At 39.2% G+C, this 14,792-nt stretch carries 16 protein-coding genes; 13 read left to right on the top strand and 3 right to left on the bottom strand.

Features of this window, described 5'->3' with window-relative positions; genetic code table 11:
• Positions 1-86 precede the first annotated feature (86 nt).
• From greB to RM573_RS11545, 3 genes are all read left to right on the top strand, one after another.
• A complete protein-coding gene (gene greB / locus RM573_RS11555; protein WP_311581849.1) occupies positions 87-560 on the top strand; it encodes a transcription elongation factor GreB in 474 nt (157 codons plus the stop codon).
• Between the two features lie 31 nt (positions 561-591).
• The gene (locus RM573_RS11550; RefSeq protein ID WP_311581846.1) at positions 592-1,053 is read left to right on the top strand and encodes a YciI family protein; all 462 of its coding nucleotides are present in this window, start codon (positions 592-594) and stop codon (positions 1,051-1,053) included.
• A gap of 67 nt (positions 1,054-1,120) precedes the next feature.
• The gene (locus RM573_RS11545; RefSeq protein ID WP_311581843.1) at positions 1,121-1,591 is read left to right on the top strand and encodes a hypothetical protein; all 471 of its coding nucleotides are present in this window, start codon (positions 1,121-1,123) and stop codon (positions 1,589-1,591) included.
• A 49-nt stretch (positions 1,592-1,640) separates the two neighbouring features.
• Here the strand turns inward: RM573_RS11545 and RM573_RS11540 are convergent, their stop codons facing one another.
• Positions 1,641-2,486, bottom strand: coding sequence for a peptidylprolyl isomerase (locus tag RM573_RS11540; RefSeq protein WP_311581840.1), 846 nt, complete (start codon positions 2,484-2,486; stop codon positions 1,641-1,643).
• A gap of 112 nt (positions 2,487-2,598) precedes the next feature.
• Here RM573_RS11540 and RM573_RS11535 point away from each other — a divergent pair, with 112 nt between their 5' ends.
• The 4 genes from RM573_RS11535 (at position 2,599) to RM573_RS11520 (ending at position 6,668) form a co-directional block, all read left to right on the top strand.
• A complete protein-coding gene (locus tag RM573_RS11535) occupies positions 2,599-3,318 on the top strand; it encodes a DUF445 domain-containing protein (protein ID WP_311581837.1) in 720 nt (239 codons plus the stop codon).
• 108 nt (positions 3,319-3,426) lie between these two features.
• Positions 3,427-4,056 (top strand): cupredoxin domain-containing protein, encoded by a 630-nt coding sequence (locus RM573_RS11530; protein WP_311581834.1) that lies wholly within the window; start codon positions 3,427-3,429, stop codon positions 4,054-4,056.
• Entirely contained in the window at positions 4,043-5,272 is a 1,230-nt protein-coding gene (locus RM573_RS11525) for a hypothetical protein (protein ID WP_311581885.1), read from the top strand. The genes RM573_RS11530 and RM573_RS11525 overlap by 14 nt, the downstream gene beginning before the upstream one ends.
• 208 nt (positions 5,273-5,480) lie before the next feature.
• Positions 5,481-6,668: an amino acid aminotransferase gene (locus RM573_RS11520; RefSeq protein WP_311581831.1), complete on the top strand. Its 1,188-nt coding sequence runs from the start codon at positions 5,481-5,483 to the stop codon at positions 6,666-6,668.
• Between the two features lie 86 nt (positions 6,669-6,754).
• Here RM573_RS11520 and RM573_RS11515 read toward each other — a convergent pair whose 3' ends face one another.
• Positions 6,755-7,609, bottom strand: a complete 855-nt coding sequence (locus tag RM573_RS11515) for a PEP-CTERM sorting domain-containing protein (RefSeq protein ID WP_311581828.1) — start codon at positions 7,607-7,609, stop codon at positions 6,755-6,757.
• Between the two features lie 262 nt (positions 7,610-7,871).
• Between RM573_RS11515 and gmk the strand changes: the two genes are divergently transcribed.
• The 6 genes from gmk to recG all read left to right on the top strand — a co-directional run bounded on the left by gmk (position 7,872) and on the right by recG (position 14,436).
• Entirely contained in the window at positions 7,872-8,501 is a 630-nt protein-coding gene (gene gmk, locus RM573_RS11510) for a guanylate kinase (RefSeq protein WP_311581825.1), read from the top strand.
• A gap of 54 nt (positions 8,502-8,555) precedes the next feature.
• Entirely contained in the window at positions 8,556-8,840 is a 285-nt protein-coding gene (gene rpoZ / locus RM573_RS11505; RefSeq protein WP_303450179.1) for a DNA-directed RNA polymerase subunit omega, read from the top strand.
• Between the two features lie 188 nt (positions 8,841-9,028).
• Positions 9,029-11,137, top strand: a complete 2,109-nt coding sequence (spoT, locus tag RM573_RS11500) for a bifunctional GTP diphosphokinase/guanosine-3',5'-bis pyrophosphate 3'-pyrophosphohydrolase (RefSeq protein WP_311581820.1) — start codon at positions 9,029-9,031, stop codon at positions 11,135-11,137.
• An 18-nt stretch (positions 11,138-11,155) separates the two neighbouring features.
• A complete protein-coding gene (locus RM573_RS11495; protein ID WP_432280239.1) occupies positions 11,156-11,545 on the top strand; it encodes a RidA family protein in 390 nt (129 codons plus the stop codon).
• Positions 11,546-11,610: 65 nt separating this feature from the next.
• Entirely contained in the window at positions 11,611-12,321 is a 711-nt protein-coding gene (gene trmH, locus RM573_RS11490; RefSeq protein ID WP_311581818.1) for a tRNA (guanosine(18)-2'-O)-methyltransferase TrmH, read from the top strand.
• A 36-nt stretch (positions 12,322-12,357) separates the two neighbouring features.
• Entirely contained in the window at positions 12,358-14,436 is a 2,079-nt protein-coding gene (gene recG, locus RM573_RS11485) for an ATP-dependent DNA helicase RecG (RefSeq protein ID WP_311581879.1), read from the top strand.
• Positions 14,437-14,499: 63 nt separating this feature from the next.
• Here recG and RM573_RS11480 read toward each other — a convergent pair whose 3' ends face one another.
• Complete coding sequence (locus RM573_RS11480) at positions 14,500-14,784, bottom strand: hypothetical protein (protein WP_311581815.1); 285 nt, start codon at positions 14,782-14,784, stop codon at positions 14,500-14,502.
• Positions 14,785-14,792: the final 8 nt, after the last annotated feature.

Below are 14,792 nucleotides of genomic sequence, written 5' to 3'. Positions count from 1 at the left end.
TTTAAAAGACTCTATAGATTTAAAGAAAGTGTCGCTGTCGCTATTTTCTTATAGTCTTCTTTCTCTGCTATCGTTAAAATGCCTGAATGAGAAAATCCAATTACATCACCCGTGAGGGCTGGGACCGTTTAGACAAAGAACTAAAATATCTTTGGAAGGAAGAGCGTCCACGTATTACTCGTTCTGTTTCAGAAGCAGCAGCTCAAGGTGACAGAAGTGAAAACGCTGAATATATTTACGGCAAAAAACGATTAAGAGAAATTGATCGCCGCGTTCGTTTTTTAGTGAAACGCACCGAAGAACTAACCATTGTTTACTACGATGCGAAACAAGAAGGTAAAGTCTTTTTCGGCGCTTGGGTTACCTTGTTAAACGAGGATGATCAAGAAGTCACTTATCGCGTTGTTGGCCCGGATGAGTGGAATGCTAAAACTGGAGAAATCAGTATTGATTCTCCAATGGCGCGCGCCTTAATTGGGAAAGCAGTCGATGATGAAGTAGTTGTGAAAACTCCAGAAGGTGAACGTGTTTTTGATGTGGTAAAAATATGGTATAAATAATAGTTTATAATCAATCATTTAAGGAATAATTATGTCATTGAAATCGCTGGTGTTAATGTTATTTATCGCGAGTTGTTTTCCTGCTTTTGCAGAGCAAGAAAATCCCCAATATGACGCGAAGTTAGCGGCAAAATATGGGGGGGATGAATATGGCATGAAAAGTTATGTATTAGTGATGTTAAAAAGCGGAACTAATACCACTGAAACTCAAGATAAAATCACCGAATTGTTTCGTGCACATTTGGCAAATATTAGAAAACTCGTCGATCAGAAAAAATTGATTGTTGCTGGTCCTTTTGAGCAAAACGACAAATCTTATCGCGGCCTCTTTATTTTAGACGTTGCCAATATCGAAGAAGCTGAAGCGTTAATGCAAACAGATCCCGCGATTAACGCTAAGTTGTTAGCCGCAGAATTATACCCTTGGTATGGCTCTGCAGCGTTAGCTGCATACCTTGAAGACTCAGATAAAATTTGGCAAAAACGCCCTTAATTTTTGGAAATGAGTCATAATCTTTAACAGAAAACAATATAATTTTACTTCATTGATAAGGATATTTATGAAAGCTATCACAATATTTATTATATTTATTTTTCTTTCTTTTCAGAGCGTTGCAAATCAAGAATTGTTACCGAGAGAGTTTTTATTAAAGGGTATAGAAGAACACTATGTCAACGAGCTTATCTATCTTAATGAAACGGTTATTTTAGATGACATTGTCTTTTGCTCTTTTATTTTCAAGCCATTTAAATCATGTCGCTCTGTTAATGCTAAGTTTTTTTTACTCATTCCTATCGATGGAACCAAACCAAAAAATCAAACATATGGTGTTGAATATATAGACGGAGAAATGGTGGAAAGGAAAATGTCGATTTATGAGCAATTATTTATCGATAAAGTGCTAAATTATTTTAATAAAATAGGTGATGAATACAAAAAGAACTCACCGTTGTTTCAGAAAATTCAACAAGAAATAGACAGAGAAAAAGCGAGTAAAGCCACTTTAAAAGAAAAGACAACACATCACTAGTTCAGAGATTTCCGGCTTAATATCGATTAAAGCCGGAAACCTCAGATAATTATTTAATCATTCTCACACCAACAGGTGTTTGGCAAATATCTAATACGGGTGGCGGCTTTTTATAGAAAAACGCGCTTTCACGTTTTCTTCTATCAGATAATTTTTTCGCGTAGCTTGGGTGTTCGGTATTTTTAATTTCGAGGCGAATTTGTTGCTCTTTTGGTAAGTCACTCATTAATTGCACTTTTACCATCGGAGTGAAGTCTTTTGGATTGACAGGTGTATCTCCTTCAATAACCGAAGTACGTGTAATTGCTTGAACATGATCCATGCCATAAACCACTCGACCAAATACGGTCATTATACGGTCTAAGTATCTTGGTGCTTGTCCATTGGTGATATAAAAGTGGCTCGTTGCGGTGTTAGGAGCATTTGTACGAGCCATCGCAATTACGCCTGGGCAATGTAACATCCATGCTTTATTTTCTTTATCACTTTTTCCCAACGCAAAACCCTCTTTAAAGCCGGTTTGTTCGGCAAATAAATCGTTTTGCTGAACAAGAGTAAATGTCCAGTTTTTATCGATAGAAAAATCAGCTTCTATCTTTAACTCTGATATGGCTTTGTCTTTTATACTGCCGTCTTCAGGCCCTCCTTGAGCAACAAAACCGTCGATAACACGATAAAATTTATTACCATCATAATGGCCTTTTTGCGCAAGGGTTTTAAAGCGCTTTACATGATTTGGCGAAAACTGTGGCGCTAGTTCAATAACGACCTTGCCATGAGGAAGTGTTAATAAAATAGCATTTTCTGGGTCTAATGTACGCCATTCCTTGTCAGAGGCAACTGCATTAAAAACCGTTAATAAGCTAATAATTACTACGGTGAATTTTTTCATCATATCCATGTACTCTTTTTGTTGTTATTGATTTTACTATACAGGATTCTCTTGGTGTTAAACCATGATATTGTTAATATATTACGATAAAAACTGTGTGAAATTGGAGTGTTTTGTGAACAAAAGCGTTGTTACTAATTTACTTGCTTTAGCCTGTATTATTGTTGGGCATGTCTTTAGTCATCATTTGATCTTTACCATAGGTGTTTTCGCATTATCAGGCGCGATCACTAACTGGATAGCAATTCACATGCTTTTTGAAAAGGTGCCATTTTTATATGGCTCTGGAGTTATTCCCGCTCGCTTTGAAGAATTTAAACAAGGTATCCGTCATTTAATGATGGAGCAGTTTTTTACTGAGGAAAACATTGATCGTTTTCTTTCAGGTGAAAGTGGTGGCACTGGCAATGCCGCAGGTATAGATTTAGCGCCCATTATTGAACAAGTTGACTTAAGTCCCGCGTTTGATGATTTAGTGCAAGTTATTGAAAATTCATCGTTTGGCGGTATGCTGGCAATGGTTGGTGGCAGCGAAGCGCTTCAGCCATTACGGGAACCTTTTATCGAAAAAATGAAAGGTAGTGTGATCACTATCTCTCAAAGTGATGAGTTTAACTTAATCATGCGCAAAGAGCTTGAACAGCCGAATGTGATGGCGGAAATGCGTGAAAAAGTGAGTGATATTATTGAAAAACGATTAAATGAATTAACGCCGCAATTAGTCAAAGAAATTATCCAAGAGATGATCCGTAAACATTTGGGCTGGTTAGTGGTGTGGGGGGGAGTATTTGGTGGATTAATTGGCTTTATTGCCGCAATCACTAATAATTTCTAAGAATAATCACAGTGCAAAAAAGTCATGGCATAGGCTATTGTGCAGGCTTTATTAACATGCCAATATGACGGTTCATCATGATGATTATTCATAAATAAAAAGTTTAAAATGATTAAATTTTCTTTCATTATTACCATGTTTTTTGTTGTGTTAAAAAGTCATGCGGTGACTTTTACAATTTACGATGAAAAACAACAACCTTTGCCCAACACTGTGGTTTGGCTTACTTCGAAAGACAATATTCAACCAGTGAAACCCATAGAAACGCCTTTCATTATGATGCAGAAAGAAAGGCAATTCATTCCTCATATATTAGTGGTTCCTCAGCACGCTAAAGTTGAATTTCCAAATGCAGATTCGATTATGCATCACGTATATTCGTTTTCTAAAAGTAAAACTTTTGAATTAAAGCTTTATCATGGGCAGCCTCAATCACCAGTCGTTTTTGAGCAAACAGGGGTCGTTGAGCTTGGCTGTAATATACATGACTGGATGTTAAGTTTTATCGTGGTTGTTGATAGTCCATTTTATGCCATTACCGATGCGCAAGGACAAGTGTCTTTAAATGTTGAACATGGCGAATATACATTGAACTTGTGGCATGAAGGTTTTACCGACTTTAGCCAAGTAGAAAAAGAGACTATTCAGCTTTCTGCGGATCAGTTTAGCTATCAGCTCAAACAAGCAGTAAAAGCTATTATTCCCATTGAAATAGATGAGTTTGATGATTATGAGTAATTGTTTACGTTTTTTAATCATTTGTATTTTTGTTGGCAGTTTTACCGTACATGCCCAAGTAAATGGCTTAATACAAGCAAGCGCTATTCATGGTGATAACCAGTTAAGCTGGCAGCAAGGTGGTGTTGGTCTTTATCGTTTTGATAGTGAACACGACGGCATTGTTTTATCACAAGGATTAATCGAATTCAGACAAGATTTGAGTACGGCTTGGTCTGCTCATGGCGTGCTAAATGCTTATCAAGATCCTGAGTCAACGCTCGGCTTTAGCCAAGCTTACGTTAAATATCAGCCTTTAAGCCAAAGTAAATATAAGTGGCATGTTCGCGTGGGCGGGTTTTATCCTTTGCTCTCTTTAGAGAACCCTGACATTGGTTGGATTTCGCCTTATAACTATACCAATTCAGCCATTAATAGTTGGGTAGGGGAAGAGTTAAGAACCTTTGGTCTTGAAGCAACGTTTAAACTGCCAGGGCGGAGTTATAGAAGCGCGCATAGTTTTACTTTTGTTGGTGCAACCTTCAAAGGCAATGATCCAGCAGGCACTTTGCTTTCTTGGCGAGGTTGGGCAATGCACGATCGCCAAACCCTGTTTAATGAATCGATAAAATTTGCCCCGATAGCCTCTTTAAGTACACCACAATTACGATTTCAAGCGAATCAAGTACTACCATTTACTGAGATAGATGGTCGGTTTGGTTATTATGCTGGAATACACTGGGATTATTTAAAAAAATCACAGTTTCGTTTTTATTATTATGACAACAATGGCGATCCGGCTGTTGTTAATCGAAGTACCGGGCAATACGCATGGGATACCAGTTTTTCAAGTGCTGCATGGCTTTATAAGTTTAACGGGCAAACTCGAATTATCGCTCAGCTAATGTCGGGTAAGACTGCAATGGGCAGGAGCCGAGGCATTGATAATCGTTTCTATAGCCACTTTATTATGCTCAGTCATAAAATGGACAAACATCGTTTCTCACTTAGGTATGATTATTTTGAGGTCACTGATGTTGATGATTGGCTACTTGACCCCAATGCCAGCCAAGGAGAAGGGATAACTGCAACGTGGCGTTATCAATTAACATCAAATTGGCAATTAGGTATCGAAGGTGCGGCGATGAATAGTCAAGCTGATAATCGTGCGGGAATGGGCATAAAGACAAATTTATCTCAGCAACAAATGATGTTAAATGCGCAGTTTCGCTTCTAGTGGGATGACAGCCATATAACTGTACATACTATGTAACCTATCCACTACACTTCCATCATAGATAACCACAGAGTTTCATTAAAATGACCTTTAATTTTGTCCCTATTAGGGCTATGCTTGCGCTTTAATCTCAGGGGTTTGTAAAAGCAAATATTGCGAAGGCGTAACGTTTGTTAAATCCCGATCATTGTATAAGGTAAACGGAGTCATGTTTGGTCGCTTAAAGGCATTGCCAGCCGATCCTATTTTAGGATTATTAGCAAAATATCGTGAAGATGCTAACCCTCAGAAAATTGATTTAGGTGTGGGGGTTTATAAAGATGAAGCAGGTCATACCGCAATTTTAGATTGTGTAAAAAAAGCTGAAAAATATCGTAACGATAATGAAGATACCAAAGTGTATATTGGCCCTACCGGATCACCTGTATTTAATGATGAAATGAGCAAATTGATTTTTGGTCATCACAAAGTATTACTCGAAAACCGCGCTCGCACGGTTTCTACTCCAGGTGGCACTGGCGCATTACGTGTTGCCGCTGAATTTATTAAATCGTGTAAAGCAGGCGCGACTATTTGGGTGAGTAATCCAACCTGGGCAAACCATACCGGTTTGTTTGAAGCGGCAGGTTTAACCGTCAAAACTTATCCTTATTATGATTACGAAAATAAGACGCTTGATTTTGATGGCATGTTAGCAACACTTAAAGAAGTAAGTGCTGACGATGCTGTGTTATTACATGCTTGTTGTCATAACCCCAGTGGTATGGACTTAAATAACGAACAATGGCAACAAGTGGCTGAGGTGGCGAAATCAGTTGGCTTTTTACCTGTGGTCGACATGGCTTATCAAGGATTTGGCGAAGGCTTAGACGAAGACGCTTACGGCTTACGTTTAATGGCCGACAGCGTTGAAGAAATGATTGTGTGTAGTTCTTGTTCAAAGAACTTTGGTTTATATCGAGAGCGTATTGGCGCGATCACCATTATTGGTCAATCATCGGCAGCGGTTGATGTGGCCAACTCAGTTTTACTGTATGTTATTCGTGTTATTTATTCGATGCCGCCAGCGCATGGTGCTGCGTTAGTTGAAACCATTTTGCATTCTGATGAATTACGCCAACAGTGGTTTGTAGAATTAAAAGAAATGCGTGATCGCATTAATGGTAATCGTCAATTATTGGTTGATAAACTGATTGAAAAAGGTGTTACACGAGATTTCAGTTTTATTACTCGTCAAATGGGGATGTTCTCATTCTTAGGGATAACCCCTGAGCAAGTGCAACAACTTCAAGATGAATACAGTATTTACATGGTAGGTTCTAGTCGTATGAGTATCGCTGGTATTGCTAACTCAAACGTTGACTATTTAGCTGAATCGATTGCTAAAGTGCTGTAATTTATTTGTCGTTATAAAGACACAAAACGGATAACGAGTGATCGTTATCCGTTTTTTATTTGCTGATATTCGATGTTTCAACAAGATTAATTGGGTTTAATATTCGAGCGCATCAAAACCACAAATAATCCAGCCATTAACATTAAAATGGTTGAAGGCTCTGGAACTTCGACTGAAGGCTCTTTAGTACGAACCACTTGTACATTAGCTTGTAAATGTTTATTGGTATAAAAGCGAACATCATCAAGCGTTGCGCCATCACCCATAATGTAAGAGGTGTTATTGCCTAAAAACGTTCCACTAATATTTGCGCCACCAAAATTAAACTCATTTTGAGCAAAATTATTGCTGAAATTAAAAAGCACGTTTGCGCTAGATATTCCGCCGGTTAATAAAATACCTGCCAAAGATCCCACTTTAATATTACCGGCAACATTGATGATAACTTGATCATCAGCATTCCCTGAGATGGTGAGAAATTCCCCTGTCGCTAAATGAATTTCATTAACAGAGTAAACATTTTGAGCACTCGCATCTAAGGTAAAAGTACCAGTGATATCGCTGATGCTCTCGCCTGTTAAGGCGGTTGCAAAAGCATTGGCTTGCGCAATGACAGACTCCAGTTGATTGATTTCATCGCAGGTGCCAGAAAAACCATCCACGGTTGTATTGGGTCCCATGCCACTTGCTTGGTAACAAGCATCGCCATGAATTTTTACGCTGGGCGCTGTCGACAAATAATATTGTGAGGCAACACTGCCAAAAATTTCAGCTTCGCTACCTAAAATTAAGCTCGAGCTAGCACCGCCAACGGCAAAGGTATATTTATCTACGGTACTTAGATCTACACCTAAATCAATTAATCCTGCTTTTGCTGTAGTGGTAAATACACTACTAATAAATACCAAAACGACTAAGACATTATTTTTTAAACTAAGCACGGTATGACCCTTTCTATACAACTAAAATAAAAATGACAGCGCTATCATAGCAAAACTTTGTATATAAAAGATATTATAAAGAGTTTTTACTCTATATTAATTTTGGTTACTTGTAGTGAATTGTTGACGAAAAATACAGCAATTCTTTCATACTTAAGGCTGTAGTTGGCATCTTGATAAAGATTCAGCCTCGCTTAAACGTAGGAAAAAAGCGTGATTTTCGGTATAGTGCCGAAAATATTGTCAAAATTTGGAGGGTAGCGTGGCTACTTCAGGTAATTTATTTATCCTTTCAGCGCCCAGTGGCGCAGGAAAGTCGAGCTTGATCTCTGCGTTGTTAAAACAAGCAAGTTCACGTGAAATGCAAGTGTCAGTATCTCACACCACGCGCCAACCAAGGCCGGGAGAAGTTGATGGTCAGCATTATCACTTTGTAAGTGTTGAAAAATTTAAGCAACAAATCGACAACCATGATTTTTATGAGTATGCCGAAGTTTTTGGTAATTACTATGGTACTTCTGAAGTGGCCATTGATAACCAATTAGCAAAAGGGATTGACGTTTTTCTTGATATTGATTGGCAAGGCGCTCAACAAGTGCGAATGAAAAAACCAGATGTCACCACTATTTTTATAAGTCCACCTTCTAGGCAAGCACTTGAAGAACGACTTCGCTCTCGCGGACAAGACAGTGAAGAAGTGATCGCAAGCAGAATGGCACAAGCTAAAGCCGAGTGTTCACATTATCAAGAGTTTGATTACATCATTGTTAACGACGATTTTGAACAAGCGCTGGCTGATTTAACGACTATTGTGAACAATCAACGCTTAAAACGTAGCCAACAAATAGAAAATCATCAACTTTTATTCAAAGATCTATTGGCTAACGATTAAGCACATAGTAAACTACGCAACTATTTTATAAATTTTAAACGTTGGAGTGACCAAATGGCTCGCGTAACTGTTGAAGATGCCGTAGATAAAATCGGTAATCGTTTTGACTTGGTGTTAATTGCATCTCGTCGTGCTCGTCAAATTGCTACGGGTGGAAAAGATCCTTTGGTTGAAGAAGAAAATGACAAACCTACTGTTATTGCTTTGCGTGAAATCGAAGAAGGTTTAATCACAACTGAAGTGATGAATGAAACTGATCGTCATGAGCAAGTACAACAAGAATCTGCAGAGCTCGCAGCTGTTGCGGCTATTGTTGGTGGTCAAGAGCAACAACAATAACGTTAATGGCGGATTCGCCTTTAGCTTTATCGAACAATAGCGCGTAATTATGACTTCATGATTGCGCGTTTTTTATTGCAAAAATAATGTTTCACAGAGATGCCTTTGGTGCTTGGTATTCCTGTTAATTCATCGTATTCTTAATATCAATACGTTTCACATCGCTCAGCTATCTTACAGGAAAATGTGTGTACCTTTTTGAACCACTAAAAGAACTCGTTTCTAGCTATTTATCAAAAGTACAAATAGATCTACTTAAGCAAGCCTATATTGTCGCTCGAGATGCACATGAAGGGCAGATGCGTTCTAGTGGTGAGCCATATATTACGCATCCTGTTGCTGTTGCTTATAATTTAGCGAAAATGCACCTTGACCATGAAACGTTAATGGCGGCGCTATTACACGATGTCATTGAAGATACTGAAACCACCAAAGATGAATTAGCAGAATTATTTGGTCACACAGTTGCAGAGCTTGTTGAAGGTGTAAGTAAGCTAGATAAATTAAAGTTTGATAACAAAGAAGAAATGCAGGCGGAAAACTTCCGTAAAATGGTACTTGCTATGGTGCAAGATATCCGCGTTATTCTGATCAAGCTTGCTGATCGTACCCATAATATGCGTACGCTTGAATCGTTAAGACCCGATAAACGACGTCGAATCGCTCGTGAAACACTTGATATTTATGCCCCTATCGCTAATCGTTTGGGTATTCATGATATTAAAAATGAGTTAGAAGTTTTAGGCTTTGAAGCCTTGTATCCCATGCGTTCTCGCGCGTTAAAATCAGCAGTCAAACAAGCGCGCGGTAATCGAAAAGAAATTGTTCAAAACATTCAAGAAGAAATAGCCGCTCGGCTTGAAGAAAGTGGTATTAGTGCCAAAGTGGTGGGACGTGAAAAGCACCTTTTTTCTATCTACCGAAAAATGCTCAATAAAGAATTAATGTTTAATGAAGTGATGGACATTTATGCCTTTAGAGTTGTGGTTGATAATAAAATAGATGATTGTTATCGCGCATTAGGGGCCGTTCATAATTTATTTAAGCCCATTGAAGGGCGTTTTAAAGACTATATTGCCATACCAAAAACCAATGGTTATCAATCGCTTCATACCTCATTAATTGGGCCTCATGGTATTCCTGTTGAAATACAAATTCGTACCAATGATATGGACCAAATGGCCGACAAAGGTGTTGCCGCTCATTGGTTATATAAACAAGATGGTGATGAAAGTGGCACTACGGCTCAAATGAAAGCAAGCCGTTGGATGCAAAGCTTATTGGAATTACAACAAAGTGCTGGTAGTTCATTTGAATTTATCGAAAATGTAAAATCGGATTTATTCCCTGAAGAAATTTATGTTTTTACACCTGACGGCAGAATCATTGAATTGCCGATGGGAGCAACTGCGGTCGATTTCGCTTATGCGGTGCATACCGATGTTGGTAATTCATGTGTGGGCGTTAAAGTTGACCGTAAACCACATCCTCTCAGTCAACCGTTAGACTCAGGCCAAACGATTGAGGTTATCACCTCTTCTGCAGCAAGACCTAATGCAACTTGGTTAAACTTTGTTGTAACGGCGAAAGCTCGATTACAAATTCGTACTTATTTACGTTCCCAAGAGCAAACTGAATCGTATGCACTCGGTCGTCGATTGCTTAATCACGCATTAGGAAAAATTGAGATTGAAGATATTGATCAAGCGAAAATTGATCAAGTTGTGAAGGAAACTGACAATAAAAATTTAGATGAATTGCTGATCAATATTGGCCTAGGGAATGCGCTAAGTATTGGTATTGCTCGCCGTTTAACGGATGAGTTTACCGAAGACAGTGAAATAGCGCCTTCACCGACCAAAGCGAAAATGCCGATTAAAGGCACGGAAGGTATGTTGGTTAGCTATGGTAAATGTTGTCGTCCTATTCCTGGCGATGGCATTCTTGCCTATTTAAGTCCGGGTAAAGGCTTAATTGTGCATCAGCAAAGCTGTAAAAATATTAAAGGCACAAAGGAATCTCAATTATTCCCGGTAAGATGGGACACCGATATCGATAGAGATTTTATTGCTAAATTGCGGGTTGAAATTGTCAACCATCAAGGTGCGCTAGCGGCATTAACCAATGTTGTGGCACGTGGTGGCTCTAATGTTCACACCCTTAATTCGGGTGAAAAAGAATCAGGTTTATATGTCATTGATATGGAAATTACCTGCCGAAACCGAGTTCACTTAGCCGATATCATTCGAAAAATCAAAGTAATGGTTGATGTACAACGTGTTGTACGTAACAAGTAAAAAGAATTTAGGAAAATTATGAAAACGATTATTAATACCGAGAACGCGCCGAGCGCAATTGGCACATACAGCCAAGCGGTTAAAGTCAACAATACTGTATATCTTTCAGGTCAAATTCCATTAGTGCCAGAAACCATGGAAGTGGTTTCAGATGACTTTGCTGCTCAAGCACATCAAGTGTTTAAAAACTTATCTGCGGTATGTGACGCTGCTGGTGGCACATTAAATGACATGGTAAAAGTGAATATCTTTTTAATGGATTTAAGTCAGTTTGCCACAGTGAATGACGTAATGAGTCAATACTTTCAACAGCCTTATCCTGCAAGAGCGGCGGTACAAGTTTCAAGGTTGCCGAAAGATGTTGCGATTGAAATTGACGGTGTTATGGAATTACCTAACGTAGGTTAATAACACTTTTTTGGGGCTTGTATTCGGTTTTAAGCGATTCCCTTAATGTTTAAATGTGAAGTGTAATGACTCCAGAAAGATTAAAAAGAATTAATGCGATGTTAGATCATCGCCAACCTGACCTAACCGTTTGTATGGAAGGCGTTCATAAAACGCATAACCTTGCAGCGGTAGTGAGAACCGCTGATGCTATTGGTATCAGTGATGTTCATGCCGTGTGGAAAAATGAGCGTATGCGCGTGTCTGGCGGCAGTGCTGCCGGTAGTCAAAATTGGGTGGATGTCCATAATTACACGTCAACTGAAGATGCTATTGCAGAATTAAAGCGTCAAAAGATGCAAGTGTTAGTGACGAACCTTTCTGATACTTCTGTCGATTTTCGAGAAATAGATTACACCAAACCTACCGCAATAGTTTTGGGGCAAGAAAAGTTTGGTGCTTCCCCTGCTGCGCTGGAACTGGCTGATCAAGATATTATCATTCCTATGGTTGGCATGGTGCAATCATTAAACGTGTCTGTTGCCAACTCGGTTGTTTTGTATGAAGCTCAGCGGCAACGTAAAGCGGCTGGTATGTATGACAAGGCAAGTATTTCATATCAGCGTCGTCAACGATTTTTATTTGAAGGTGGCCACCCTATTTTTGCCAGTGCTTGTAAACGAAAAGGGTTACCTTACCCTGAAATTGATGATGACGGGCAAATTGTTGCTTCCGATGATTGGTGGCAACAAATGCAGATGACGCAAGATGCGTGGCAAGAGCTTGATAGTGAATAACAGTTAGGTGTGAACGTGCCAGAAACTCAAAAAGGAATTGGAAATCTTGCGCGTATTGCCATTTCAACACTGAAAGGTGTTGGCCCAAGCATGGCAGAAAAGCTCGAAAAAATAGGTTTGCACTCGTTACAAGACTTATTATTTCACCTGCCTAATCGTTATGAAGATCGGACTCGAGTAACAACCATTCGAGATTGCTTACCCGGCATATTCACCAATATTATTGGTGAAATCACTCAAAACCAAATTGTGCAAGGCCGTCGCCGTATGATGGTAGTGACTGTCAACGATGGCACAGGCTCTGTTAATTTACGTTTTTTTCATTTTTCCGCTGCCCAAAAAAATAATCTATCGGTAGGTTTAAACATTCGCTGCTATGGCGAAATTCAACGTGGCGGCAGAGGGTTTGAAATCATTCATCCTGAATATAAACCGCTCGATCAAGACAAACCATTAACGCCAGTCGAAGAAACCTTAACGCCTGTGTATCCAACCACTGATGGCTTAAGGCAAATATCGCTACGTAATTTAACCGAACAAGCATTAATACGTCTTAAACGTGGACAAGTAGAAGAGCTTTTACCTGCAAATTTTAATCACGAAAGTTATTCACTCGCACAAGCCTTAGCTTTTATTCATCGACCAACCCCCGATACATCCGTTTTACAATTAGAAGCCGGAAAGCATCCAGCGCAACTGCGTTTAATTAAAGAAGAGTTACTTGCCCATAATCTAAGTATGCTAAAACTGCGTGAATCAAGTGATGTTCATCAAGCGGTTAGCTTACAAGTAGATGAAAAGGTTGAGTCAGCATTTTTAACGTCTTTACCTTTTTCGCCTACCAATGCCCAAGCGCGAGTAGTAAAAGAAATTCGTCAAGACCTAGCCAAAGATCAGCCTATGATGCGTCTAGTGCAAGGTGATGTCGGTTCAGGAAAAACATTGGTTGCAGCACTGGCGGCAATAACAGCGATAAGCGAAGGTTTTCAAGTTGCCTTAATGGCACCAACCGAAATTTTGGCAGAACAACATGCGATTAGCTTTGCTAAATGGTTTGAACCGCTCAATATTACCGTTGGTTGGTTAGCCGGAAAAACCAAAGCGAAAGCGCGAAATCACGCATTGGAACATATCGAAAATGGCAATATGCAAATGGTGGTTGGCACACATGCCTTATTTCAAGAGCAAGTGATTTTTGATAAATTAGCGCTCATTATCATCGATGAGCAGCATCGATTTGGTGTTCATCAACGTTTATCGTTACGAGAAAAAGGCGCATTTCAAGGTAATTATCCACATCAATTAATAATGACGGCAACGCCTATTCCTCGCACGTTAGCGATGACCGCTTATGCAGATTTAGATACTTCTGTTATTGATGAATTACCGCCGGGAAGAACACCAATTACTACTGTTGCGTTACCTGATTCTAGGCGTGACGATGTTGTCGAACGTATTCGTCAATCTTGTATCAATGAAAATCGTCAAGCTTATTGGGTTTGCACTTTAATTGAAGAATCTGAAGTGTTGCAATGCCAAGCCGCAGAAGATACCGCGGTTTATTTACAAGCCAATTTGCCTGAATTAAAAATTGGATTAGTACACGGTCGAATGAAAGGCGCAGAAAAACAAGCGGTGATGGAATCCTTTAAAGCGGGCGAGTTGCATTTATTAGTGGCGACTACTGTCATTGAAGTGGGCGTTGATGTGCCTAATTCGAGCTTAATGGTCATTGAAAATCCTGAGCGATTGGGATTAGCGCAATTACATCAATTACGTGGTCGAGTTGGTCGAGGATCGGTCGCCTCTCATTGCGTATTGATGTATAAAAGCCCTTTATCGAAAACAGCAACAAAGCGTTTAGCGGTGTTAAGAGAAAGCAATGATGGTTTTGTGATTGCGCAAAAAGATCTTGAAATTAGAGGCCCTGGTGAATTGCTCGGTACTAAACAAACAGGTTTAGCTGATTTGAAAATTGCTGATTTATTGCGAGACGCTGACCTGATCCCAGAAATTCAGCAACAGGCTTATCTAATATGGAAACAACATCCAGATAATGCGGTTGCCTTGATCGATCGCTGGTTAGGTAGCCGAGAACATTTTAGTAATGCCTAAGGGTGTGTTCTTTTTTATCGACACTATTTCAAGCCATGTTTTCTACAATCCATGTTTTTGCAATCAATGTTTACTTTGATAAAGCCTTAAAATTTTTCTAAAAGTAAATATCATCAAAAAATACACGAGATATTGACTCGTTATAAAAATGATAAGTTTAGGCCAGAAAGCCGTTTCTTCACTAAAGAACTGCAAGCCAAACATTGCTGGCCAAGCTAATATCTCATAGCCCGGCAGCGAAATTGGCGCCATGGTGTAGTTATAAATAAACGCGATTAAACCTATAACTACGCCAGAAAAAGCCCATTTTAAAGCACACTTGCGATCTTCATTAATCGGCTTTTTCATGAAGTTCA

This window comes from Thalassotalea castellviae (assembly GCF_031846185.1).
GTDB lineage: Bacteria > Pseudomonadota > Gammaproteobacteria > Enterobacterales > Alteromonadaceae > Thalassotalea_H > Thalassotalea_H castellviae.
The sequence above is the reverse complement of the archived record's forward strand: the minus strand, read 5'-3'. Positions and strand labels throughout refer to the sequence as shown.

Excerpts from the sequence above, each read along its gene's own strand:
- RM573_RS11520 (WP_311581831.1), top strand. The coding sequence starts at position 5,481 with ATGTTTGGTCGCTTAAAGGCATTGCCAGCCGATCCTATTTTAGGATTA.
- RM573_RS11480 (WP_311581815.1), bottom strand. The coding sequence starts at position 14,784 with ATGAAAAAGCCGATTAATGAAGATCGCAAGTGTGCTTTAAAATGGGCT.
- RM573_RS11495 (WP_432280239.1), top strand. The coding sequence starts at position 11,156 with ATGAAAACGATTATTAATACCGAGAACGCGCCGAGCGCAATTGGCACA.
- RM573_RS11525 (WP_311581885.1), top strand. The coding sequence starts at position 4,043 with ATGATTATGAGTAATTGTTTACGTTTTTTAATCATTTGTATTTTTGTT.
- RM573_RS11545 (WP_311581843.1), top strand. The coding sequence starts at position 1,121 with ATGAAAGCTATCACAATATTTATTATATTTATTTTTCTTTCTTTTCAG.
- RM573_RS11550 (WP_311581846.1), top strand. The coding sequence starts at position 592 with ATGTCATTGAAATCGCTGGTGTTAATGTTATTTATCGCGAGTTGTTTT.
- greB (WP_311581849.1), top strand. The coding sequence starts at position 87 with ATGAGAAAATCCAATTACATCACCCGTGAGGGCTGGGACCGTTTAGAC.
- RM573_RS11540 (WP_311581840.1), bottom strand. The coding sequence starts at position 2,486 with ATGATGAAAAAATTCACCGTAGTAATTATTAGCTTATTAACGGTTTTT.
- trmH (WP_311581818.1), top strand. The coding sequence starts at position 11,611 with ATGACTCCAGAAAGATTAAAAAGAATTAATGCGATGTTAGATCATCGC.
- rpoZ (WP_303450179.1), top strand. The coding sequence starts at position 8,556 with ATGGCTCGCGTAACTGTTGAAGATGCCGTAGATAAAATCGGTAATCGT.
- RM573_RS11530 (WP_311581834.1), top strand. The coding sequence starts at position 3,427 with ATGATTAAATTTTCTTTCATTATTACCATGTTTTTTGTTGTGTTAAAA.